Source organism: Lamprobacter sp. (genome assembly GCF_034860625.1).
Classification (GTDB): domain Bacteria; phylum Pseudomonadota; class Gammaproteobacteria; order Chromatiales; family Chromatiaceae; genus Lamprobacter.
The window spans coordinates 1-4,597 of sequence record NZ_JAYESN010000237.1; the positions used below are offsets into that span (position 1 = coordinate 1).

General features: G+C 47.0%; 3 protein-coding genes. All 3 read left to right on the forward strand.

From position 1 onward, the window contains the following. A partial coding sequence (locus tag VBE63_RS24955; RefSeq protein WP_323685712.1) for a dynamin family protein occupies positions 1-1,671 on the forward strand: 1,671 nt, incomplete at its 5' end. Between the two features lie 25 nt (positions 1,672-1,696). Further along, entirely contained in the window at positions 1,697-3,511 is a 1,815-nt protein-coding gene (locus VBE63_RS24960; protein ID WP_323685713.1) for a dynamin family protein, read from the forward strand. Between the two features lie 51 nt (positions 3,512-3,562). After that, the coding region (locus tag VBE63_RS24965) for a dynamin family protein (protein WP_323685714.1) at positions 3,563-4,597 on the forward strand (1,035 nt) is incomplete at its 3' end.

Genomic DNA, 4,597 nt, shown 5'->3' on the forward strand with positions numbered 1-4,597 from the left:
GTCGAGGAAGATAATCGATTTGCGATAAACTTTGGAGCGATCATGGAACACTGCGAATCTGTATATGAACTTGGACAACGCCTTGGTCTTGAAGCGCCACTCCCAACTGGCGACTTGGTTTGTGCCTTTGTTGGAGAATGGAATGCCGGGAAAAGCTCGTTACTCAATGAGCTAACCGGCGTCACTCTGCCAGCACGACCGACACCAACCACTAAAACTGTGGTGCGTCTGCGCCATGCCGAGGCTGATCAGCCCGAGGCCAAACTCACCGATGCGTCCGGCGAGCAGACAGTCTTGAACGGGCAAGCCGCGCTAGATGCATTGCATCGGTCTACTGAGAATCTTAGCGAGATCTGTCTGGACGCAGCAGGTTTGGAGATTCCGCCTGGCGTTGTCTTTGTCGACACACCAGGCTTCAACGACGACGATCAAACTGCATCAACCCGCGCCGCAACAGTGCAAGCGGATATCGTCGTGTTTGTATTGCAAGCTACCGGTTCGGTCATCAATCAGACCCAGATTGAGTTCATCAGTCAAGTTCTGTTGACCAAAGGCAACCTGGAAGACATCTATTTTGTCGTCACCCATGTCGATCTACTCGATGGTGCTGAGCAGAAAGCCGAGATTTTGGCCCGTTATCGTGCGCAATTCGGTACCACTGCTGCCGAGCGCCTGTTTATGCTCGCGACTCGAGATGTCGCAAGCGTGGCCAATTTCAAAAAGCATTTTTATGAACAACTGCGCATCGCTCAGCCGCGACTGCTGAATGATCGCCGCCAGCGTTTATGCAAACAAATTGCCTTTCAGTTGCGCCAGGAAGCGGATCGTCGTCGTGTTCTGCTTAATTTGCAACGCGGCGAACGCAAGGAAGATACCTTGCGCTTAGAAAAGCAGATCGCTACCGCTCGAATCAAGGAGCGCGAACAACGTGCGCGGTTGCGCGAGCAATATCGTCAGCGCTTGCGTGAGACGGTCGATCAGGTTCGCAATGCCGCAGATCAAACGAGCGCCGAAGTCGAGAAGCTGATTGGAACGATGAGTTTAGAGGATTTGCAATCCAAAGGGACTTTGCAAGAAACTATTCAAGGGGTGCTTGAAAAGCAGTTCACACCTGTAGTCCAGACTCGTCTGCAAGAGTTGATGAACACGCTCCAAGCTGATGTGGATTGTGCGCAAGCCTTTTCGACTGATTTACTGCGTGACTTAGCTGCCGAACTGCCAGTTTACGATTCACCATTAGCGAAAGTCAGCGCTGAAAATTTGCTGCCACTTGCGACCATTGGTTCCATCGCATTTTTTGGCTGGCTGAGTGTGCCGACCCTGGTATTGGGATATCTGGCTTTCAAAGCACGCGATCTCGGATTGACAAAGTTCGACCGCACTGGATTATTTGATCGGGCAGTTGATGGAGCAAAGATGATGGCAACAGGCGCTTATCGGCAAACGGTGAGCATGACAGTAGCGCGAACGTTGAGCAGTTATCGTGATCAGGTCATCGATTATCTGCGTGAGACTGTGGAAACCGTGACTGAAAAATCACTCTCGCAAATCAACGGCGTTGAGGCGCTTGAACAATCCTACCGACAACTTCGCGATACCACTGACATGATTGAGCAAGAGGCGTTGCTTGATCAAATCGATAGTGCGTTGAGCGCTCATCATTTTAAGTGAATAACTTGATTGGGGAGAGATAGCGATGTCCGCGCAATTTAAGCAACGCTCAGAACTGCTCACCATTTATCGTGAATTGCACGATCAGCCAGGACCGCTTATCGACGAAGCAGCGCGCGCTGAATTGCAAACACAGGCACAACGGTTGCTAAATGAAGCTTTTCAGATTGCCTTCATCGGGCGTTTTTCAGCCGGTAAATCAATGCTCATCAATCGCCTGTTTTTGATGACTGATGTACTGACTGTCGCTCTTAAACCAACTACCGCGCGGCTGATGTATATCAGATATGGTGAGCAGCCAGCGTTGTGGCTAGTAAAGGCTGAGGGTGAAAACCTGAAGCGTTTACCATTGGCAGCACCTGGAAGCACAGTGGAAGACATTGCTGCAGCCATCAAGCAACACACTACGCATCTTGGTGCTGTCGAATACGAAGAAACTGGTGCTTATCAGCTTGATTGGCCGGATGGTCACTTTTTTAAGGACGGCGTGCAACTGGTGGACAGCATCGGCACTGAAGATATTGATGATCAGTTTGTCAATGCTACTTATACCGCGATCCGTCAGAGCGATGCCGTGGTCATGGTATTGACAATGACCCAACCTTTGACTGAATCAGAGCAGCGTTTTATCGATGAACACATAGGGAATACTGGGAAAAAGTTTTTTCTAGTAGTCAATAAGGCTGATGCGCGTAATCGAGAAGAACAACAGGAGGTGCTTGACGATTTGCGACAACGCTTTATCCGCCTATATCAAAACAGTCACATTAGTGCAGAAGAACGCATTTTTGCTGTTTCAGCCAAGGATGGTCAGGGATTAGAAGATCTACGAGAGCGCCTATTGCATTTTGTTGCCGAGGAACGTTTAGACGAAATTGTACGCTATCACCAAACTGTTTTGATTCAGCATCTTGATGGGTGGTTGCTCATCTGTCGTCAGCGTTTGAAAGAAATTCAAGCCAAGAAAGATGGCAATGAAAGTCAGTTGCGTATAGCGAGGGAGCAACTACGAGAATTAGGTGAGGAACTCGTGCGACAACGTGATTCAACCACAACTATGCAGGAAGAATTGCACGATGAACTCAAGGTAGAGGTGCGCAACATTTTGGAACAAGGCCAACAAAAACTGCGGGATCTGCGTTTAGTAAAACTGAGCGTTGATAATATTCGTATTGAGCTTGCAGACTTTTTTCGCGATCAATGTGAACGACTTTCTGGAAAACTACAACGACATGCTAGTGAACTGTTGCAACGACGCATAAGCCTGTTGGCGGGAATAAACCCCGAAAACCTAGAGCAACTCACTAATTTGAATAGCGACAATTCTCGTCAAATGCTAATAAAAACGGGCATGGTAACAGGTGGCGTAGCTGCCCTAGCAGGTGGGGGTGCATTGATCGGTGCGGTTCAGGTGGCTACGGCTACCCAAATTAGTCTGTGGGGTAGTTTAGTAGCAGGGCAGTCAGGCTTAGCCGTTTTTGCTAGTGCGCTAGCGCCTTGGGCAATTCCTGCCGTTGCCGGAGGTATTGCTATTGCTTATAGCGCAAAAAAAGCAGCCGAGCAGCAGAAAGCAAAAGACCATGAAGCTTTTTTAATAGAGGCGCAAAATAAAATCCGGCTCGATTGTAAAATTCTTGAGCGAGAATTAGGTAATCAGCTTGATGAATATATTAGTCAGGTCTGGCAGCAAATTGAGAAAGAAGTTGAAGACAAGGGAAAGAAACTAGAACTGTTGATCGCACAGACTGATTTGATAACACTTGATACGGACATTAACAGCTTGCGATGCGAGGAGCAGCGACTGAGTACTCTTCGGGGGCGCCTAGTGCCGCCCCGTTAGATGCTTGAGACCGTTCCTAGCTGAGTTAACTAGCATAGTTTAATAAATAAAATGATTGCTAAACAAATAGAAGCATTTTTTAAGCCTGGACGCGATAGCGACTATACACATTGGCCGCACAGCGATAATGTTTATGTCCGTCGTCTGGCAGACGCACAACGTTGTTTGCGAGAGATTTGTCTTGCTGATGCGGCGATAGAAAACGAACGGTTGGAATTGATTGCGAAAATTCAATCTATCCGAAAAAAACTAGCAGATACTCAAGTATCAATGGTAGTCGCCGGTAGCTGGAACTCAGGCAAATCTACACTGATTAATGCTTTTTTATGTGAACGCTGGATGCCGACAAACGTTAAACGTGAAACAGTCACGGTAAACTGTATCCGTGATGGCGAACACCAACATCTAAAGGTAATCTTTCACGATGGGCGCGTCGTGCATGAGAACTACCAGAAAGCGGATGATGTTCACCAAAAAATCCAAGACTTTGGTCTACGGCAACGGGAAAATATTCAACGTATTGATGTGTGTTACCCGGGGCATCCTTTTTTGAAATGGTGCGCTATTATTGACACCCCTGGTCTGGATTTTTCTAAAGAAGATAGTATTGTTAGCCAGCCGCTAATTGATGAAGCGGATGTTTTACTTTGGGTGATGCATGTTGAAGGGCCGCGCAGTCAAGATCATCAAGCGTTAAAAACTTTTCGCAGGCGTAATTCAGATAGCCGAATTTTAGCAGTTATCAACTACGCTGACACGGTTGATGATAGTGAATACGAAGAGGCACTCCAAGATAAGCGTGAGCGTTTGTCTGAGGTTGCTGATGCAATATTTTTAGTTTCCGCTAAAAATGATTTAGAGAAAAAAGGAAACGATCGTGGATTTAAGGAGTTACGCGATTATCTCAACGAGCAAATATTGCCAGCCTATGGCATGCTTAATCAACGTCGTCCGACACGTTTTGCGCTTGACCTTCTTGGTTATATTTCGATATTTTCGCAAAGGCTAGATGATTACTTTAATCGTGATGCAGAGCGATTATATCAATTTAATGGCTATGCCATTCAGTGGTTAAAATCTAACAGC

Excerpts from the sequence above, each read along its gene's own strand:
- VBE63_RS24960 (WP_323685713.1), top strand. The coding sequence starts at position 1,697 with ATGTCCGCGCAATTTAAGCAACGCTCAGAACTGCTCACCATTTATCGT.